The organism is Paenibacillus sp. JT22N12 (assembly GCF_056269365.1).
Genome location: NZ_JBWDNU010000008.1, coordinates 58317 through 74738 on the forward strand (window position 1 = coordinate 58317; position 16422 = coordinate 74738).

The 16422-nt window shown below is 52.8% G+C and carries 15 protein-coding genes; 5 read left to right on the forward strand and 10 right to left on the reverse strand.

Annotation, left to right across the window (positions count from 1 at the left end):
* Window positions 1-49: 49 nt before the first annotated feature.
* The gene (locus AC0YOA_RS25480; RefSeq protein ID WP_475789018.1) at window positions 50-475 is read right to left on the reverse strand and encodes an Hsp20/alpha crystallin family protein; all 426 of its coding nucleotides are present in this window, start codon (window positions 473-475) and stop codon (window positions 50-52) included.
* A gap of 441 nt (window positions 476-916) precedes the next feature.
* On the opposite strand from AC0YOA_RS25480, the gene AC0YOA_RS25485 reads away from it, so the two are divergent.
* The 5 genes from AC0YOA_RS25485 to AC0YOA_RS25505 all read left to right on the forward strand — a co-directional run bounded on the left by AC0YOA_RS25485 (window position 917) and on the right by AC0YOA_RS25505 (window position 2955).
* Window positions 917-1120 (forward strand): spore germination protein GerPB, encoded by a 204-nt coding sequence (locus tag AC0YOA_RS25485; protein ID WP_210039946.1) that lies wholly within the window; start codon window positions 917-919, stop codon window positions 1118-1120.
* A 28-nt stretch (window positions 1121-1148) separates the two neighbouring features.
* A complete protein-coding gene (gene gerPC / locus AC0YOA_RS25490) occupies window positions 1149-1940 on the forward strand; it encodes a spore germination protein GerPC (RefSeq protein WP_475789019.1) in 792 nt (263 codons plus the stop codon).
* A 13-nt stretch (window positions 1941-1953) separates the two neighbouring features.
* On the forward strand, window positions 1954-2196 hold the full coding sequence (locus AC0YOA_RS25495) for a spore gernimation protein GerPD (RefSeq protein WP_475789020.1): 243 nt from the start codon (window positions 1954-1956) through the stop codon (window positions 2194-2196).
* Complete coding sequence (locus AC0YOA_RS25500) at window positions 2193-2663, forward strand: spore germination protein GerPE (protein WP_475789021.1); 471 nt, start codon at window positions 2193-2195, stop codon at window positions 2661-2663. Before AC0YOA_RS25495 ends, AC0YOA_RS25500 begins: the two co-directional genes overlap by 4 nt.
* A gap of 163 nt (window positions 2664-2826) precedes the next feature.
* On the forward strand, window positions 2827-2955 hold the full coding sequence (locus AC0YOA_RS25505; protein ID WP_210039942.1) for a sporulation protein YjcZ: 129 nt from the start codon (window positions 2827-2829) through the stop codon (window positions 2953-2955).
* Between the two features lie 201 nt (window positions 2956-3156).
* On the opposite strand, the gene AC0YOA_RS25510 is transcribed toward AC0YOA_RS25505, so the two are convergent.
* The 9 genes from AC0YOA_RS25510 to AC0YOA_RS25550 all read right to left on the reverse strand — a co-directional run bounded on the left by AC0YOA_RS25510 (window position 3157) and on the right by AC0YOA_RS25550 (window position 16421).
* On the reverse strand, window positions 3157-5124 hold the full coding sequence (locus AC0YOA_RS25510) for a glycoside hydrolase family 15 protein (protein ID WP_475789022.1): 1968 nt from the start codon (window positions 5122-5124) through the stop codon (window positions 3157-3159).
* Between the two features lie 2 nt (window positions 5125-5126).
* Window positions 5127-6569 (reverse strand): glycogen synthase GlgA, encoded by a 1443-nt coding sequence (gene glgA / locus AC0YOA_RS25515; RefSeq protein ID WP_475789023.1) that lies wholly within the window; start codon window positions 6567-6569, stop codon window positions 5127-5129.
* A 55-nt stretch (window positions 6570-6624) separates the two neighbouring features.
* On the reverse strand, window positions 6625-7737 hold the full coding sequence (gene glgD / locus AC0YOA_RS25520; RefSeq protein WP_475789024.1) for a glucose-1-phosphate adenylyltransferase subunit GlgD: 1113 nt from the start codon (window positions 7735-7737) through the stop codon (window positions 6625-6627).
* Window positions 7734-8900: a glucose-1-phosphate adenylyltransferase gene (locus tag AC0YOA_RS25525; protein WP_475789025.1), complete on the reverse strand. Its 1167-nt coding sequence runs from the start codon at window positions 8898-8900 to the stop codon at window positions 7734-7736. The genes glgD and AC0YOA_RS25525 overlap by 4 nt, the downstream gene beginning before the upstream one ends.
* A 63-nt stretch (window positions 8901-8963) precedes the next feature.
* Window positions 8964-10898 (reverse strand): 1,4-alpha-glucan branching protein GlgB, encoded by a 1935-nt coding sequence (gene glgB / locus AC0YOA_RS25530; RefSeq protein ID WP_475789026.1) that lies wholly within the window; start codon window positions 10896-10898, stop codon window positions 8964-8966.
* A gap of 643 nt (window positions 10899-11541) precedes the next feature.
* Window positions 11542-12435 carry a helix-turn-helix transcriptional regulator gene (locus AC0YOA_RS25535; RefSeq protein ID WP_475789027.1) on the reverse strand — a complete coding sequence of 298 codons (894 nt, stop codon included), beginning with the start codon at window positions 12433-12435 and terminating at the stop codon, window positions 11542-11544.
* Between the two features lie 331 nt (window positions 12436-12766).
* Entirely contained in the window at window positions 12767-13735 is a 969-nt protein-coding gene (locus AC0YOA_RS25540) for an ArsR/SmtB family transcription factor (RefSeq protein ID WP_475789028.1), read from the reverse strand.
* 68 nt (window positions 13736-13803) lie between these two features.
* Entirely contained in the window at window positions 13804-15180 is a 1377-nt protein-coding gene (locus AC0YOA_RS25545) for a cytochrome P450 (RefSeq protein WP_475789029.1), read from the reverse strand.
* Between the two features lie 125 nt (window positions 15181-15305).
* Window positions 15306-16421 (reverse strand): sensor histidine kinase, encoded by a 1116-nt coding sequence (locus AC0YOA_RS25550; protein WP_475789030.1) that lies wholly within the window; start codon window positions 16419-16421, stop codon window positions 15306-15308.
* Window position 16422: the final 1 nt, after the last annotated feature.

The window sequence follows — 16422 nt, forward strand, 5'->3', positions numbered from 1 at the left end:
TCCTGTCGCAACCCGGGCTTGTCCCTGTAAAAGGCAAACGCCTCCCCCTTCAGCTCCCATGGATTTTGGCTTCGAAAGATCGCTTATTGCGGGGACGTTTGCGCAGCCGGACCTTCAGCTGAGTGCCGTCATAGCTGGCTTGACAAGAGTCGGGAATCACCATCCTGGGCAGCTTGATGACTTCCGTTTCCCCCTCCCGGTGACCCGACAGCCTGATGCGGTCTTCCTGTGCAACCAGCCTGATCCGGGTCAAGTCGGCATTCCCGCCAAGCGGATATATAATGATCATACATTGTTTGGACTCTGTGATTTCCGCCCTGGATGCGTTTAGTACCGACGATGCAGCTGGAATCGCCTTGACCATCATGCTCCGGACATAGTCGCCAATCCAGTCAGGCTGGCTAAGCATATCAAAGTCTTTGGGAAGCCGCTGCTTCTCCATCCATTTCTCCAGATCGTCAAACCCCTCTGCCATATCGATAGACACCTCCGCTCCAGAATCGCCTGTTTAATATATGCCGGCATCAAATACGCTGCCACTCCATCACCCAAAAAAAGATCTGCAGTTGACACGCAAAAGGAACCACTGGGCGCTTGCCGCATAGGATGTAACATCAGCTTTGGATGCGAGGAAGCTGCCCTCAAGCAGCAATGGCAATTTCAGCCTATAAGAAAGGGAGTGGGAAACAATGCCTGCTGTCATCGGTTTGTCAATTTCATACGGGCGGGCTAAAGCCCATTCGTCCCGTCAGGCGATTCCTTCTCGAGGCCTTCGGGGATATCGATAACCTATGCCGGCCCAGGATCGTTCCTCACAGGCAGTCCGGCCATTGCCGATCATGCCGTCAGCGCGGCGGATACCTCTGAACCGGATATTGCAGACAGCATACAATCCCAAGCGGGGTGAGTCATCTCCATGAATTGGACTGTTCATCAAAACATCACCATTCACCAGCTGCGGGTGGATAGCGTTACGAATTCATCTGTCCTTCAGATCGGCACAGCGGGATCTGTGCGCTCCCTGTCCCAGCTCTACAATACCGGGGGCTTTACCGGTCCTGCGCCGCAATTCGGCGAAGAAAATCCGCTTTCCTTTGTTCCTCTGCCCAATCCGGTTTAGCTATTAAGTCCTTCAGGAGGTGCGTATCATGCAATCCTATAACGAACCCGCCTATTCCCCCCAACAGGTGTGGATGGCATGGTCCCAAAGGGTTCAACAGCTGCACATCCGACTGGAAGCACAGCAAGCCGCAATCGATTCGCTCAGCAAACAGGTGGAAAGCTTAAACGAACGGTTGAAATCCGCAGAGACAAAGCCGCAGTATCATATCGACCGCATGGAATATCATTTTGACCAGTTGAAGGTGGAGAAGCTGGACGGAACGCTGAACATCGGCATGACCCCTCCCAGCGAGGAGAAGATGAAGGAGATCGGCCAGCTTGTCATTCCCGGCGCTCCTTCGCCTGCGGCCGTACCCCCAGCCTCTGCCTTTACATCTGATAACGGTGCTTTACCCATCGGGGATGTGAACGATCAGGCGCTTAGCGGCCCCAATCAGTTCCCATCCGCCTTTGCCTCGGGCGCGCCGGATGCGACCATGCCCGGTCCACCATATCCCGAAATCCGCCGCGATATTGATTTTTATCTGAATACGCGGGCGCCAGTCATTCTCTCGCAGCTTGAAGCAAGTTATGGCATCACGCTTGACCCCTTCCACCGCAAATTGATTGTGGAGGATATCCGCAAGCAAATGAGTCCCCGGATTCAATATTATATAAATGTCGCACTTCCCAAAGGAAAGACAAATGACCAAAACCCGCCCCAGATTACGGATGAGCTGAAGTCGGATATCATCCAGAAGACAACCCGCGATATCGATGCGGCGCTTCAGAGCTATGTAACCAGCCTTGCGTCCCAAACAACCAACAAGAATGAATAGGAGAAAAGCTGCCATGAATTTGAATGTTGTGAATCATGCATTGTCAGTAGGCTGCATCCAGCTCACCGCTGTGGCCAGTGCTTCCATCCTGCAGGTCGGGGATACCGGGCAAATCAATCTCTATTCCATGTTCGATACGCCGCCGGAATCGGTTATTGTGGGTCCGCTCGTGCCGCTATCCGCGCCTGCCGACGCACAGGAAGCGGAGGCTGAGGATTCCGCCAGTAATCCCGATACCGAGAGCAGTTCGTCATGAGCATGAAAACAGCCCCGAATCCGGGTAACGATCCGAACCTCTGTTATCCCATCCGCGTATCGGAGCTTGGCTACCTTTATCTGATCAGTGCTGGCGACGCTTCCGTCGTACAATTCGGAGACCGGGCGGAAGTGAACGCTTCCTTGAGGGCATTGGCTGTTCAAAGGGAAAGCGACCATGAGGCGAGAAATGATGTCTACTTTGAAGCCTACTCTATCTACAACCGGCCGAGGCAGGTTTTTCCCGAACAGCCGGGCTCGGCTGAAGAGGACGATGATGTGCAGATGACAACTTGTCATAGACAGCCTGCCATCCGTGTTGGCTGCATCCAGATTATCGCCATAAGCGCAGCTGCGAACATTCTGATCGGCAACGGCTTGACTGAAACCGCTGAGTCCCGCATCAAGAATATTCGTCAATTCGCCGAGCCCCTCCCTTCCCCTGGACTGCCGGAAGCCCTGCCCTGATATCACCGCTCTGTCAAGCCCGCCTTTATATCAATTGCATACAGGTTATATAACCAATTGCAAATGCATCCAGTGTAAACGTCCAAACGATTTTGCGGATTTGGTCATACATTAACAATGTGATAACAACTATCACTAATCAATCACTCAGGAGGTATGCAATATGGGATACCCAGGTGGGGTTGGCGGCGTAGGCTGCGGACCAGTAGTCGGCGGCATATGGGGATGTACAGGCGTAGTCCTTGTGCTCTTCATTCTATTGGTCATTATTCTTCGTGCCGGTGTATATTAAGTTAAGCAGCCAATACGGAATCAACAATCCGCGATGTCTGGACCATGTGGAAGGCTTCCGCATGAGCTCTCTGCTCTTGACCGGAAGGTGAGATTTCCTGTCAACAATATGATATAAACATGATCCAGACACTATAAATCAAAGAAGAGCCCCGCTTTCCGCGAGAGGCTCTTCTTTGATTTTTCTGAACTGTACGGCCCACTATTTTACTTTGGCCAGTTCAGCATATTTGGCGGCGTAGCGGCTGACGGTCTGCACATAAGTGGCATGCGACCAGGTAAGCGGCGCCACGGAAAGCGGCGTTCCGTCTCCAGGGTGAACCTGCTCCGGCAGCAGACCGCTGGACAGGGCATGCTCGATAGCCCATTCCAGCGCCTTGCGCGGACCTTCCAGGTCAGCCAGGCCTTGTGCGGATTCAATATCAAAGTTGGCGATCCACAGCGTACATATAATCCATGGATTACCCGGCACATTATCGATATCTCCCGATTGCTGGAAGTAGTAGTCATTCGTGTATCTTGCGACCCCGCCAATCCCGTTGCGGATCGACAGACCTTCCCGGATCGCATTCATCGTGCTGACTACTCTACTGTCATCGACAGGCAGCACGCCGAAGTCCCAAATACCGAACAAGCTGCTTTCCAGCGTCATATCCTTCACCCAGACATTATCTTTCTGGATCAGTCCGCGCGCAAATCGTCCGGTTTCCTCATCCCATAAATGCTTCAGCATTCCTTCCTTAATCATCCTGGCGGTATCGCGGAAATGATCGCTCCGCTCGTAATCGCCAAACAATTCCGTAAAAAATGCCCCTGCCATCAGACCGCCGTATACGGAAGCCACGGTGTACGTCCATATCCCGTAACGTTCCTCCCATAAATCATAGCTGGGCTTGGGCAGAGACAAGGCCGGCTCAATATACTCGCTTAAAAATGCCGCACCCTTGCGGATCAGATTATTGTAGAGCGACTGCGGCAGCTCGATAACCTGATTGCGGATGTAATCCTTCCACAAGGCAAACAGGACCAGCGCCGTTTCATCCTCCTGGATCGGAAGTCTGCGGCTTCCCTGTACGATATAAGGATGCCAGCTGGAGCCAACCGTTCCATCGGGATTGTATTTATGGAACAAATAACCTTCAGGCGAGAGCGTCTGCGCGCAAAAGTGGAAGAACGGCGCAATGACACTCTGGAAGCCTGCCGCCGACATGGCATCGGCAATAAGGGCTCCGTCCCTTGGCCACATATAGCTGTAATGATCGCGGTTATACTGCAGGATATCGGTATCATTGGCAGCTACGATGGCTCCGCGTTCATCCGTCTGCGTGCGCACGATCAGCAGGCTGAGCCTGAACATTCTCGCAACCTCCGGCGGAAGATCTCCCAGATCGATCTCCGCCCGGTGGAGCCAATGCTTCCAGTAAATCACAATCCGGCTGAGCAGTTTCTCCGGATGGCTGTCCTGCACATATTGGTTGAGACTTTTAACTTCTTCGAGATCCTTGCCGATCGACATCCAGTAATACACGGTTTTCTCTCCGCCAGCCGGCACGACCGTCCGGAAGCTCATCGTGCTGTCAACGGAGCCCTGCGAGATGGAATTGCCCATCAAGGTGCCGTCCTCTGCATCCCTCCATGTGCCTTCGGCCGAGTGGAACCGCTTGATGCCGGTCGTATACTGCACCATCCCGCCTTCGTCCGAGAAGCCGTTAAACATAAAGTATGAGGACCTTTTGTAATGAAACAAGGTATGATTATCCGGATAATACGCTGCCGTATCTCCTACCTCGGAGCCGTCAATCATCAAATCCTGATGGAAGAACAGGCGGAATTCCCGCTCATCATCCGCTTTATTTCTAATGACGACCCGCTTCAGGTAAATGGATTCGCGCTGATGGATGCCGTCATTAATATGCAGCTCCACAGCAAGGCGATCATTCCGCGCGATAATGTTCGTGACGAGCGAATCCTCAACATAGCCAAGCTCGAACGTCCAATCGGACTCTTCCAGCCAGGAGAATTGCCCGGCCACCCAAATGCCGAAGCGGCAGTATTGCCCCCCCACATGATTCAGCTGACCGACAAAGGGATAATAAATGTCGCGGATATAACAATTCTGATCCAGATTAACGAGGATTTTACCATTGCCAATCACAAGATGGCGAGCCATATTCAGTTCTCCTTTCGATTCGACAGAATTTCATCGTACAGATTCATATAAGACTTCGCGGACTTCGTCCAGCTGCAGTCGTCCCTGGCTCCATTGGCGACAATTTTCTGCCACGCCACCTCGTCCCGATAGAACGAGAGCGCTCTGCGCACCGTGAAGAGCAAATCATGCGCATTATAATGCGTGAAGGTGAAGCCGTTTCCTTGTCCCGTAAACTCATTATACGAGATCACCGTGTCCTTGAGACCACCGGTCTCACGGGCTATCGGAACCGAGCGGTAGCGCAGCGCAATCAGCTGGCTGAGGCCGCAGGGCTCGAACTGCGAGGGCATCAGATACATATCGCTTCCGGCATAGATCCTTCTTGCCAGGCCGTCATTAAAGCCCAGCCAGACGGCGAGCTTGCCGGAATGTCTCCGCGCTGCATCGTTGAACAGCTGCTCGTACCGCCAGTCCCCTGACCCCAGAACCGCAATCTGCACATCCTCCTGCAGAATCTCCTCCAGCACCGCTTCCACCAGATCAAAACCCTTCTGGTCCACAAGCCGGGAAACCACGCCAATCAGCGGCGTGCTCTCGGATTCAGCAAGTCCCAGCTCACGCTGCAGGTTCAGCTTGTTTTTCCGTTTGCGCGGCAATGATCCTCTGTAAGGAACCTGAAGAGCCGCATCATTCATGGGATCGAAGGAAACCGTATCGATGCCGTTCACGATACCGGTCAGATCGCCCGAGCGCTGACGAAGCAGCCCATCCAGCAGCTCGCCGTAGGCTTCCGTCTGTATTTCCTGCGCATAGGTGGGACTGACGGTTGTCAGCTTGTCCGCATAGAGAAGACCGGCCTTCATGCAGCTCCCGCCGCCATAGAATTCAATGCCCTCCGAGCCAAACAGCTCATCTCCGCTGCCGAGCAGGTCCATCAATTGCTGCTGTCCGAACACACCCTGGTAACGCAAATTATGTATGGTGTATACAGTTGCTATATTGCGTGTGACCTGTTCATACCGGTACCGCGTTTTGAGCAGGAACGGAACGAGCCCGGTTTGCCAGTCATGGCAGTGAACGAGATCAGGGCGATAATCCATATGAAACAAGGATTCCGCCACCGCAGATGAGAAAAATACGAAGCGTTCGGCATCGTCGCCGTAGCCGTAAAGCCCGCCGCGCTTGAAGTAAAACTCGTTGTCAATCAAATAATAAACGATTCCGTCGATTTCTCCCTTTAAAAGGCCGCAGTACTGCTCGCGCCAGCCCAGCCGTACATGGAATTCAGCAATCCGTTCGAAACCGGCAAGCAGCGCTTCCGGTATCGCTTCATATTTGGGGAGAATGACACGGACTTCTGCGCCATTCTCCTTCAAAGCGGCAGGCAAAGACCCGGCAACATCGGCCAGGCCTCCGGTTTTGATCAGCGGTACCGCTTCAGAAGCGGCAAACAGGATATTCATCGTATGATTCCACCTCTATTTCTCTATCTGCCCTATCCAATCCATAGACAAGAAGCTAGATGACTTTGCGTTTCATCGCCAGGAACGGCGAGGACTCCGCGCCGCGCAGGTCGCGGCTTGGCTCGATCGTTACATCCTTATCCAGGATTACATGATTGACATTGCTATTCTCGCCAATGATTCCATTTTGCATAACAATGCTGTTGCGGACGACAGCGCCTTTATGAACATGAACGCCGCGGAACAGGATGCTGTTGATGACCGTCCCCTCGATAATGCAGCCGTTAGCTACCAGGGAATTGCTCATTTTCGCCCCTTCCGCATAACGCGCAGGAGGCTCATCCTTGACTTTTGTATAAACAACACCCGGCTCGAAGAACAAACTCTTCCACACTTCCGGACGCAGCAGCTGCATGCTGTTCTGATAGTAGCTGGAAACGGTATTGACAATTCCCAGATAACCCTCGTACATATAGCTCTGGATATGAAGCTTATCCACACGCGACATAATGGCGTGGCGTACGAGATGATCCTGTCCCTGGGCCAGTGAAGTCTCAACCAGCTCCATCAGCAGATCCTTGCGCATGATGTACATTTCCATCGAGACAAGGTCGCTCTCCATGCGGCCGTAATGGTCCTGAATGCCCGTAATTCTGCCGCTCTCATCAATCAGCACTTTTCGCGCTTTCCCGTCCATCAGATCCATTTGCCGCTTGCAGACAACGGTGATATCCGCCCCGCTCGCTTTATGCTCGGCAACAATGGGCTCGAAGTTGATATTGCATATCATATGACTGCGTGTAATGACGACGAATTCGTGCTGGCTGCGCATAAAATAATCCCGATGCTGGTAAAAGTGGAACAGATCGCCCCGCCGCACTTCGTTCACATCATCCGTAATCGGAGGAAGCATAAATAATCCGCTCTGCCGGTGATGCAAATCCCAATGCTTGCCCGATCCCAGATGATCCATCAGGGAGCGGTATTTGGTATGGGCGAATATCGCCACTTTGGAAATACCCGAATTGACCAGGCTGGATAATGTAAAATCAATCAGACGGTAACGCGCACCGAAGGGCACGGTGGCCAGACAGCGGTCTGCCGTGAGCGACTCCATCTCATCCGATTCATGGATAAGATTGATCACACCAAGTATGTTGGAATTCATGGCTGCTCCACCTCCTGCAGAGTATTGCTAAGGGTCACATTCTCGTCGCTTGCAATGACCGTAACCGGTCCCTTGTCCGGATTGCCAATCGTCACGCCATCGGCAATAACCGCGCCTTCTCCGACTATCGTGCGATAGATTCGCACATTCCGGCCAATCTTGACATTCGGCATGATTACCGATTCCTCTATAACACTATCAACACCACATTGCACGCCATAGAACAGGACGGAACGGTGAACACGCCCTTCAACTATGCAGCCTTCGGTAATAAGCGAATGGGAGGCTTCACCGCCAGGCGCGATGAAGTGGGCAGGCCTGTTGGGATTAACGGAATAAATTCTCCAATTGCGGTCGTTCAGGTCCAGAGCCGGCTCGTCGGAGAGAAGATCCATATTCGCTTCCCACAGGCTTTCCAGTGTACCAACATCTTTCCAGTAGCCGTCAAAGGTATAGGAATTCAGCTTGACTCCGTCCTGGAGCATAGCCGGAATGATATCCTTGCCAAAATCATTGCCCGACAAGCGGTTGGCCTCGTCGCGGATCAGATACTGCTGCAGCACCGGCCAGGAGAAAATATAGACGCCCATGGAGGCAAGGTTGCTGGTCGGCACCTTCGGTTTCTCTTCGAAGGCGGTGATGCCGCCATCATCGTCGATGCTCATAATTCCGAAGCGGCTCGCTTCCTTCCAGCCCACTTCAATACAAGCAATGGTAACATCCGCCCCGCGCTCTTCATGCTGCTGAAGCATCAGCTCATAGTCCATTTTATAAATATGATCGCCGGAAATAATCAACACATATTCAGGGTCAAAACGATCGATGAAGCCCATATTCTGATAAATTGCATTGGCCGTGCCTTTATACCACATGCCGCCTTTTTGTTTCATATAAGGAGGGAGTATAGCCATCCCGCCGTCCCGCCTGTCAAGTCCCCAGGGGCTGCCGATGCCCAGATACGTATTGAGCACCAGCGGCTGATATTGCGTCAGCACGCCTACTGTGTCGATGCCCGAATGGGTGCAGTTGCTTAAAGTGAAATCAATAATCCGATATTTGCCGCCGAAGTGAACTGCCGGCTTCGCCAAATCTTTGGTCAGCACACCCAGCCTCTTACCTTCTCCGCCTGCAAGCAGCATCGCTAACATTCTTTTTCTGCCCATGGACACTCTCTCCTTTTCTACTGCAGCTCGCCACCGCAGTAATTAAGTCCGCCTGCATAAACGCTAATGAAATTTCTGGAAAGATTGCGGCCCTTCCCCTTGAACATAAGTGAGTAATTGAAAGCTGAATGGAGCCACATCCACGGTCAGGCTGCACGCTCTTCCATGCCAGGCAGCAGCGCGGCTCTCAATGATATCCGGCACATGTTTCCAGGCACCGCCAAATGCGTTTGACTCACTATTTATAACGACCCGGTATTGACCCGGTTCGGGGACGCCAATAACGTAGGATTGAAGCTGTTGGTTGGAGAAATTGCATATGGAAACCGAGAATTCGTTGGCCGCATGGCCTCTGCGCATGAAGACGACGACACTTTGCGCAGCATTGTGCACATCGATCCACTCGAAGCCGCCGGGATCACAATCCCGCTCCCACAGCGAGGGCTCCATGGCGTATGTACGGTTCAGCGTCTTCACATAATGGTGCATACGATGGTGGGATTGATACTCGAGCAGCTGCCAATCCAGCGATTCCGCATCCTTCCATTCATCGAACTGGCCCCATTCGCTCCCCATAAAGAGCAGTTTTTTGCCGGGATGCGTCATCCAGAAACCGTAAAATAGCCGAAGCTGGGCAAATTTCTGCTCATAGGTGCCGGGCATTTTGTTCAGCAGTGATTTTTTGCCGTGCACGACCTCATCATGGGAAAGCGGCAAAACGAAGTTTTCGGAAAATGCGTATACCAGTGAGAAGGTAATCAGATTATGGTGGTGAATTCGCTCTCCGGGGTCAAGCGCCATATAACGGAGCATGTCATTCATCCAGCCCATATTCCACTTGAAGTTGAATCCAAGACCGCCCATGTAGGTGGGTGATGTGACGGCCGGCCAGGAGGAGGAATCCTCCGCAATCATCAGCGCGTCGGGGAAATAATGAAATACCGTTTCATTGAGATGCTTCAGAAACTGGATGGCGTCCGTGTTCTCCGAGCCGCCGTGTTTATTATAAGTCCGCATCTCCGGAGGCTTATCCAGGTGAAGATCGATCATGCTGGCGACCGCGTCCACGCGCAGACCGTCCACATGGAAGACGTCCATCCAGAAGACCGCATTGGAAATGAGGAAGCTCTGCACCTCGGTGCGGCCAAAATCAAAAGCGAGCGTCCCCCATAAGGGCTTCTCCGCCCGCAGAGGGTTCATTCCTTCATAGATCGGCGTTCCATCGAATAACCGGAGTCCATGGTCATCCTTGCAAAAATGGCCCGGAACCCAATCCAGAATAACACCGATCCCGCGCTCGTGGCAGCGGTCGATCAGAAGCATCAGCTGCTCCGGAGAGCCGTAGCGGCTGGTGGCCGAATAGTAGCCCGTCACCTGATAGCCCCACGATTGGTCGAAAGGATGCTCGGTAATCGGAAGCAGCTCAATATGGGTATATCCCATTTCAACCACATAATCCACGAGCTCGCCGGCCATCTGCTCGTAAGTCCAGAACAATTCTCTGCCGTTGTTCTTCCAGGAGCCCAAATGCAGTTCATAGATCAGCATAGCTTCATGATAAGGACTTTCTTCCTGCTTGCGGCGCTGCCATTTCTCATCGCGCCATCTGTATTTACCCAGATCCGCCACTATGGAAGCCGTCTTCGGTCTGAGCTCCGACTGGAAAGCGAAGGGATCGGATTTCAGCAGACGGTTCCCCTGAATCGTCTCGATTTCGTATTTGTACAGCGTTCCTGGACCGATCTGCGGAATAAACAGGCTCCAAACCCCGGTCTCTCCCACCTTGTGCATGGCATGACTCTCGCCGTTCCACTCATTGAAGGAGCCGGTTACACGGACGTTTCGGGCATTCGGGGCCCACACTGCAAAACGGACGCCGCTTTCATCGCCAAGGCGAATGGGATGAGCGCCTAAGGTCCGGTAGCTGTGATATAAATTGCCTTTGTTAAACAAATATAAATCGCGCGTGGACAAACCGATTGATGCGGCATTTATCATGAGCGGCAGTGACCTCCCCAAGAAAAATGATTGTTAAATATTTGTTAAGTTTTCTGACATGAATGCGCGATTTTCTTTCATTATACACCGCCGTATTCAAGTTGGCACTCTATTTTCTGAAAATTGCGCCAGTCAACTAAGCCTTATGGCTTATTCTAATTTATACAAATTGCCATCACAACATAACACAATAGTTTCCATTTATGTGGAGATTCACCTTAAATTTCTGCCGGAATCAGCGATTGCCTGCGTATAGTCCATATTAACCATTAAGGCAGGCTTCGCAATCAGCTCTATCCTCATCATAGCCGAGAGCCTGTCTATATTCAAAAGAAATCTTTCATGGTACAGCCGGAAAGTCTGACCGTGCCTTTAGGAGCCAGCTGATAGCGGATTGGCAGCTGCCTGAATACTCATAATCCCTATGCCTTTATGGCCCGACCAGCGATTACGCAGCAATAAATTTTGTTGGAGAATCCTTAAAACGGATAATAGCCGATGAATGCAAAAGAAGTTGAATTGGAGGTGAATTTGCTTTCCATGTCAATGGGTCTCTAACATGAAGAAAAAAAAGCAGCACGGAACTGCTTCAAGTCCGGAGCTGCCTGTATGATCATCCTTGCGGGGAAACGCGGGGCTCCCTTTATTCAAAATCCTCCTGCTTCGTGATGTTCCGGGCAAGCGCAGCGCCTGTGAACCGTTTTCTGTAAAGCAGCGGCGTGATGCCGATATTGTCCGAGAAGGAACGCGAGAAGTGCGGGGTCTGCTTAAACCCGGTTTCATCCGCTATGCGGGATATGGGCCAATTCGTCTGCAGCAGCATCAGCTTCGCCTGATCCAGCCGGTAGGAGAGCAGATACTGCTGAGGCGTACAGTCGAATACCTCGCTCATGCATCTTGCAATATAGTTGGGATGCAGGCCCAGCGCCTCGCCAAGCTTGCTGTTGGTGACCGAGCCCCGAAAATGAAGCTTCAAATAAGCGGCTGCCTGCTCCGCAACAGAAATCGGCGCCTTGGCCGCATCCGTCCGCCAGCCCTCGTCAAAAAGCTGCAGTAAATGAAGAAACCATTGCTGGCGCTGCCAGAAGGCGCTGTGCGAGGTGCCGCGGGCCGCTTCATGCAGCTTGCCGAACAAGGAAATCGCTTCTTCCGGAAAGGGGAGCGTCATGGACTTGGGCAGCCGTATGGCATACGAATAATAATCGCCGCGAAGCGTGCCGCAGTTGTTCTCGTCGAGCTCCTCCCAGAGACCTGCCGTCTGAAAATGAACCCAGTCTATGACGGTATGCTCCGAGCAGGGCTTGACCGGATAATGCCAGCGGTCGGGGCGCAGAATCACCATTTGTCCCGGCCCCAGCTCCCATGTACGCGATTCTTCACCAATATATAGCATTCCGCTATGAACGAAGAGCAAATCGAAGACACCTATATTTCGTCGGTTTGGATGCTCGCCGCCGGGCGGATAGGTATTGCGGTTGGATTCGATAAAATAAGGCAGCGGTGGAGATAAAAAAGTAAGCAGTGGATCGGACGACAAAAGAAGGCCTCCCTGTTGAAGTAAGCTTAAACGGAATGTTATGTTTTTTCCGCCCGTTTATTCTATCAAACATTTGCAGCCGAATGAAACAGCATTTAACCCTAAACTGCAAAAAAACTTCAATTCGGTGCTGCTTCCGGAAATAAAGCTGCGTTTGACCCGGAATTGCACGGCGACGATCAACGGCTAGTTCTGATCTTCAATGTGGACCAGCTTGGCTTTGCACTGGATCCCTGCTGCGAGGCGTCGGATCTTGTCGCTGCATTGTAAACAACAAAAAAGACATCGCCAATAGCGATGTCCCGGGTCTTTTTGTCATTTCAGTTTATTTTCATTTATCGTCCTGAATCAGGCTTCTTCCTTGCTCCCCCGATTCATGGATCTGTACGAAGGACAAAATCAGATCCTGCGGATAATCTCCGAAAGAAGCGCCGAATAAATTAAGCCCATTCCGGTTGACGGCATCCCCTGATACCTCGATCCGGACGCGAATGGGCTTGTTGAAGGTCAAATTCAAGTCGCGCAGCGTTGTCCCGGACTTCCGGTCCTCATGAATGTAGCTGCCTTCTTCCGATACTCTCCACTGGATCAGCTTCCCGTATTGTGTGCCGCCGTTCCACTTTGCAGAGGTCAGCTTGCCCATGCGGTCTCCGTAATCCGCTTCGATGGTTATCATACCGACGGGACAATCATTGATAAACAGCGAAATATCCGAAGGCCAATTCATATCGAAGCCAGGGGCTTCCGCGCATAATTCCGCCTGAAAGCGGAGCTCGCTGAAGCTGACGCCAGGAGGAACCGGGTTGGCAAAATAATATTCCACATAGCCTGAGCCACCAAACCACAGCAGTGAGGCTTCCACCCGCTCCGGCATATAGAAAGCTCTCGGGTCATCGACACAGCCGATGTAGACCCCCTCTTTGTTCACCATCCCGCAGTACGGTTCAATGGAGCACTGGGAGAACATGCCGATCGGCATATGAATTTCCTCCAGCTTGTGAAGTCCTTCCCCCCGTTTGGAAGGCAGCTCAAGCAGAATGGAGCTGCAGGTGACCGTGCAAATCTTCTCCCTGTTGGCGCCAAGCGTCGAGCTGACCAGTTGGGCATGCTCCAGCATCTGAATATTAATCGTAATGGTCGGCTGCGCAACGCCCAGCGTACCCGCAAGCTGGGAAATACTCATGGGGCGCTCGCCCAGCGTTTCCAATATGCGCAGCCTCAAATCGCCGGACAGCGCTTTGGCAACATCGACAATGCGGTTAGCCGGGTAGCGCTGGACGAATTCTTTTATCTCGCTCATCTACTCGTTCCTCTCGACAGGCGTATCTCTTAAACGCATAATAAATGCCCGACTGTTTCTACTATGTGTCAAACGCGGCGATGCGGGATCATCCAGCGTCCGTTCTTGATGCGCAGCGACACGAGCGGCTCCGGCTCCGCCCCGCCCTGGCCGGGAGCGGATGTAAAGCGGAATCTGCGCGCCAGCACCGCCAGAATCAGACCGGCCTCCATCAGCGCGAACTGCGACCCGATACAGCCGCGGGCGCCACCGCCGAATGGGAAATAAGCAAACCTCGGCCACTGCGAGATGCCGGCGTCGAACCGCTCCGGCCGGAATGCGGCAGCATCTCCGAATACCCGGTCATTCCGGTGGATGGCATACGGACTGATCAGGAAGCTGCTGTTTGCCGGAAAATGATCCCCCAGCATCTCGACCGGCTGCTCCGCTTCACGGAGAATCGCCCATGCAGGCGGATATAAGCGCAGCGTTTCCTGTATAACCTGCCTGGTGTAAGCCAGCCCGCGGTAAAGGTCAAAAGCCGATTGTCCCTCACGCATTTGTCTGACGGTCAGCGGTCTGTCCCGAATCTCTTCATAAAGCCGTTCATCTACTGAACGCTCGCGGTCAAGCGCATAAAGCGCCCATACAATGGCATTGGCTGTGGTCTCATGACCGGCCAGCAGCATGGTCATCATTTGATCGCGAATTTCCACATCGGGAATGGGCTCGCCCTGGTCATCCCTGGTATCCAGCAGCAGTCCCAGCAGGCTGTCGGCATACTGCTCCGGGTTCCTGCGGGCTTCGGCAATGGTATCGTAGATCATATCCTCCAGAGACCGGATCGCTTTGAGGTGCTTGCGATTTTTCGGAGTCGGCACGGCAAGCGGGAGGATGATTGGCGAGAAAATGGTTTTGGCGCTTAGCCTGATCGTATCGTCCACCGCTTGCGCAAGCTCGGTCTTGGCCTCATGAAGCTCCGTCTTGAACATGCTTCTGGAAATAATGCCGAGCGTCAGCTGCATCATCACATCATGCATCGGAACCATGACGCCTTCCTGAAGCGTATCGGCGAGCCGCTCTGTTTCTTCCATAACGACCTCGGCGTATGCTTGTATGCGTTCCTTATAGAAAACAGGCGTCAGGTATTTCTTCTGCTGCCTATGGCGCTCATGCTCGGCGGTCAGCAGACCGTCGCCGATGGTTCTGCGCAGTACGTTGGAGCTGCGGCCTTTGCGGAAGCGTTCTTCCTGATGTACGAGAATTTCCTGTACGAAGGCAGGCGAGTTTACGATAAAGGTAGGGCGGAACGAGCTTGTCCGCAGGGATACCATCTCCCCTAAGGGCAGCGCATTGATAAGGAATTGGAGCGGATCCCGCTGAAAGCTCAGAAAATTGGCAACTCGGGATGAAGGAATTCCGACCACTCGGGTCAAGCTGATCTCCCCTTTACGATTGCGGTTCATGCTCCTCCATCATACCGCCCTTTTGTCCAATGCTCAAATTGGAGCGAATACCGGCAGTCCCAGTCCAAATGCAAACGAAAAAGGCGCATTTGCCTGAAGTCGCCTCCCGCTCACTAAATCCTGGATTACCGCAATGCCGCTTGCATGCTGGTCAGCAGAATTTTGAATTCGGTTTTGCGCTTGTCGCTGCTCGCCGTAATCGTGCCGCCATGCAGTTCTACGATGCTTTTGGCAATGGCCAGGCCCAGCCCGCTTCCGCCGGTTTTTTTGGAACGGGAAGCCTCCACACGGTAAAAGCGTTCAAAAAGATGCGGCAGATGGCTCACCGGTATGGGTTCGCCATAATTGCGGAAAATGACCGATGTCAGTCCCCGCTCCTCTGTCAGTTCAATGTCAAGATAACGTCCATCCCGACCATATCGGATCGCGTTGGTCATCAGATTCTCGAACAGACGCAGCATTAATTCGCCATCTCCCTCCACGATAATCGGTGCAGGGGGCGCATGAACCCGGCAGATCATGCCTGCCGCCTCCAGCGCGGGCACCGATTCATCCGCCAGCTGCTGGAGGAAAGGAACCAGATCGATTTGCTCCAATTTTAGCGGAATATCGCTGCTGGTCACACGTGTATAGTCGAATAGATCATCAATCAGCTTCTCCAGAACAAGCGATTTCTCATAGGCAATGCTCACATACTGGCGAAGCTCCAGCTCGTCCCTGTATCGATCCTGCTCGATATACCCCAGAAAGCCGAGTACGGAAGTAAGCGGAGTCCGCAAATCATGGGAGACGCCGGTGATCAGATCATTCCGCGCCTGCACGGCGGCACGTTCCTCTGCCTGCGCCTGACTCAGCCGCGCCGTCATCTCATTGACCGTCCGGGCAACCTGTCCCAGCTCGTCGGAAGAAGTGACCGGAATGCGATGAGACAAATCGCCTCCGGCAATCTGCTGCAATCCGGAGGTAATCAGCTCGAGGTACCGGATTATGTTTCGTGAAAAAATAAAGAAGAACAGAAGAAACAAGACACATCCCATCACCGACATGACCGTGACCGATCCGACCGTGTTAATGATCCAGCGCAGCAGCGAGGTAAGCGGAAAGGAGGAGGAAGGATTGAAGCGGATGAGCTGGGCAGCCAGAAAATAACCGAGCGTCAGCACCAAGCCCAAGGCCAGCAGGCTGGCTAGAAAGGCAAGCAGAAACTTCCACAGAAATGTTCGGAATAATCGGGGTTTCATC

Excerpts from the sequence above, each read along its gene's own strand:
- AC0YOA_RS25495 (WP_475789020.1), top strand. The coding sequence starts at position 1,954 with ATGAATTTGAATGTTGTGAATCATGCATTGTCAGTAGGCTGCATCCAG.
- glgD (WP_475789024.1), bottom strand. The coding sequence starts at position 7,737 with ATGAATTCCAACATACTTGGTGTGATCAATCTTATCCATGAATCGGAT.
- AC0YOA_RS25485 (WP_210039946.1), top strand. The coding sequence starts at position 917 with ATGAATTGGACTGTTCATCAAAACATCACCATTCACCAGCTGCGGGTG.
- AC0YOA_RS25550 (WP_475789030.1), bottom strand. The coding sequence starts at position 16,421 with ATGAAACCCCGATTATTCCGAACATTTCTGTGGAAGTTTCTGCTTGCC.
- AC0YOA_RS25510 (WP_475789022.1), bottom strand. The coding sequence starts at position 5,124 with ATGGCTCGCCATCTTGTGATTGGCAATGGTAAAATCCTCGTTAATCTG.
- AC0YOA_RS25545 (WP_475789029.1), bottom strand. The coding sequence starts at position 15,180 with ATGAACCGCAATCGTAAAGGGGAGATCAGCTTGACCCGAGTGGTCGGA.
- gerPC (WP_475789019.1), top strand. The coding sequence starts at position 1,149 with ATGCAATCCTATAACGAACCCGCCTATTCCCCCCAACAGGTGTGGATG.
- AC0YOA_RS25505 (WP_210039942.1), top strand. The coding sequence starts at position 2,827 with ATGGGATACCCAGGTGGGGTTGGCGGCGTAGGCTGCGGACCAGTAGTC.
- glgB (WP_475789026.1), bottom strand. The coding sequence starts at position 10,898 with ATGATAAATGCCGCATCAATCGGTTTGTCCACGCGCGATTTATATTTG.
- AC0YOA_RS25540 (WP_475789028.1), bottom strand. The coding sequence starts at position 13,735 with ATGAGCGAGATAAAAGAATTCGTCCAGCGCTACCCGGCTAACCGCATT.
- AC0YOA_RS25500 (WP_475789021.1), top strand. The coding sequence starts at position 2,193 with ATGAGCATGAAAACAGCCCCGAATCCGGGTAACGATCCGAACCTCTGT.
- glgA (WP_475789023.1), bottom strand. The coding sequence starts at position 6,569 with ATGAATATCCTGTTTGCCGCTTCTGAAGCGGTACCGCTGATCAAAACC.
- AC0YOA_RS25480 (WP_475789018.1), bottom strand. The coding sequence starts at position 475 with ATGGCAGAGGGGTTTGACGATCTGGAGAAATGGATGGAGAAGCAGCGG.
- AC0YOA_RS25525 (WP_475789025.1), bottom strand. The coding sequence starts at position 8,900 with ATGGGCAGAAAAAGAATGTTAGCGATGCTGCTTGCAGGCGGAGAAGGT.